The following is a 1,734-nucleotide window of genomic DNA, read 5'->3' as shown; positions in this document are numbered from 1 at the left end:
CCGCACCCGCACCCGTACCCGCCGCACCCCCCCCCCCGCCCCCCCCGCCGCCGACCCAGCCATTCCACACCACCAGGCATCCCTCTCAGGAGCCCCTCATGAGTCAAGCCGAGACCACCCGACGCAAGCGGCCCCCGGTCGCGTTGTTCCGCGCGGCCAACCGCCTGGTCCGCCCGCTGCTCGCCTCGCGCCTGCACGGCATCCTCAGCAGATTCCTGATGCTGCTGACCTACACCGGCCGCAAGTCCGGACGCCGCATCACCATCCCCGTCGGCTACTTCGACTGGGAGCCCGGCACGGTTCTGGCCACGTCCTAGCAGAACACCTGGATCCCCAACCTGCGCACCGGCCCGACCGTCCACCTGCGCATCCGCGGACGGGAGTACGTGGCCGTACCCACCGTGATCGAGGACCGCACCGCGATCACCGAGCTGCTCGCCGAGTTCGCCGACCGCAAGTCGCCGCGCGAGGCGAAGATGGTCGGCCTGCCCGGCGACCGCGAACCCACGCCCGAAGAGCTGCACGAGGCCGGCGAACGGGGTCGCTTCGTTCTCTTCCGGCTTCAGACCTGAACGGCACGGCCGCCCCCGATGGACCTCGGCCCCGCACGCCGTCGCCTTCAACGCCGTACTGCCGCTCGTAACCGCTCATCGTGAGCGGACTTCTGCACCCAACCCTGCTTGGAGCACCTTGATGCGTGTCACCGTCTTCGGCGCCAGCGGCGCCATCGGCCAACTGCTCGTCCACCAACTGCTGGACGCCGGGCCCCAGGTCACCGCCTACGTCCGGACCCCCGCCAAACTCACCCTCGCCCACGAGAACCTGACCGTGGCCACCGGCCGGCTCTCCGACACCACAGCGGTCCGCAAGGCCGTGGCAGGCGCGGACGCGGTGATCAGCGCACTCGGCCCGTCGTTGAAGCGGTCCGTCAAGGGCACCGACATCACGGACGGCACCCGCACCATCGTCGAGGCCATGCAGGCCGAGGACGTCACCCGGTTCATCGGCCTGGCCACCCCCTCCCTGGCCGACCCGCACGACAAACCGCACTGGAAGCCCAAGGTCCTGCCCGTCATGGCCAAGCTCGCCTTCCCCATCGCCCTGGCCGAGCTGAAGGGCATGACCGAGGCGGTCACCTCCACCCCGCTCGACTACACCATCGCCCGGATCACCAACCCGGTCGACAAGCCCGCCACCGGCCGTATCAAGTCCGGCTTCCTGGGCCACGACAAGGTCGGCTCGGCGATGACCCGCGCGGACATCGCCGCCTTCCTCGTCTCCCAGCTGACCGACCCCCGCTACCGCCGGGCCATGCCCGTCATCAGCAACTGAGCGAGGACCCAGCCAGGGACCTCATCACAGGTCTGTCCGGCAAGTCGCTGATCGTCACCGGCGCGGGCTCCGACATCGGCCGCGCCACCGCCCTGCGCTCGCCGCCCAGGACGCGCGCCTCGTCCTCGCCGACATCAAACGCCGACGGCGTCAAACCCTCACCGCACCGTTCCTGCTCACCCGCGCGGCACTGCCCCACTGCCCGCCAGACTCGACCGTATCCTGCCCAACGTCGACATCGACGGCGAGAAGCTCCACCACCTGCTGGCCGACGAGCACGCCGACGGGATACCGGAGGCCGCCGTGCCCGCCAGGGTGTGACCACATCCCTTGTCCCCCACGACCCGCACGACGCTCGACCCGCTCGGCTGCTGCCCGCCTGCCCCAGACGGGCAGCAGCCG

The 1,734-nt window shown here is 70.6% G+C and carries 4 protein-coding genes; 3 read left to right on the top strand and 1 reads right to left on the bottom strand.

Translation table 11 applies throughout. From position 1 onward, the window contains the following. Nucleotides 1-98 precede the first annotated feature (98 nt). From ACFU53_RS47935 to ACFU53_RS47925, 3 genes are all read left to right on the top strand, one after another. The gene (locus ACFU53_RS47935; protein WP_384006965.1) at nucleotides 99-317 is read left to right on the top strand and encodes a hypothetical protein; all 219 of its coding nucleotides are present in this window, start codon (nucleotides 99-101) and stop codon (nucleotides 315-317) included. A 69-nt stretch (nucleotides 318-386) separates the two neighbouring features. Next, nucleotides 387-572, top strand: a complete 186-nt coding sequence (locus tag ACFU53_RS47930; RefSeq protein WP_384006963.1) for a hypothetical protein — start codon at nucleotides 387-389, stop codon at nucleotides 570-572. Nucleotides 573-693: 121 nt separating this feature from the next. After that, on the top strand, nucleotides 694-1,332 hold the full coding sequence (locus ACFU53_RS47925; protein ID WP_384006960.1) for an NAD(P)-dependent oxidoreductase: 639 nt from the start codon (nucleotides 694-696) through the stop codon (nucleotides 1,330-1,332). A 150-nt stretch (nucleotides 1,333-1,482) separates the two neighbouring features. Here ACFU53_RS47925 and ACFU53_RS47920 read toward each other — a convergent pair. Then, nucleotides 1,483-1,734: hypothetical protein (locus tag ACFU53_RS47920; RefSeq protein ID WP_384006957.1), on the bottom strand; the 252-nt coding region annotated here is incomplete at its 5' end.

It is taken from the genome of Streptomyces sp. NPDC057474, assembly GCF_042802555.1.
Taxonomy (GTDB): Bacteria; Actinomycetota; Actinomycetes; order Streptomycetales; family Streptomycetaceae; genus Streptomyces.
The sequence above is the reverse complement of the archived record's forward strand: the minus strand, read 5'-3'. Positions and strand labels throughout refer to the sequence as shown.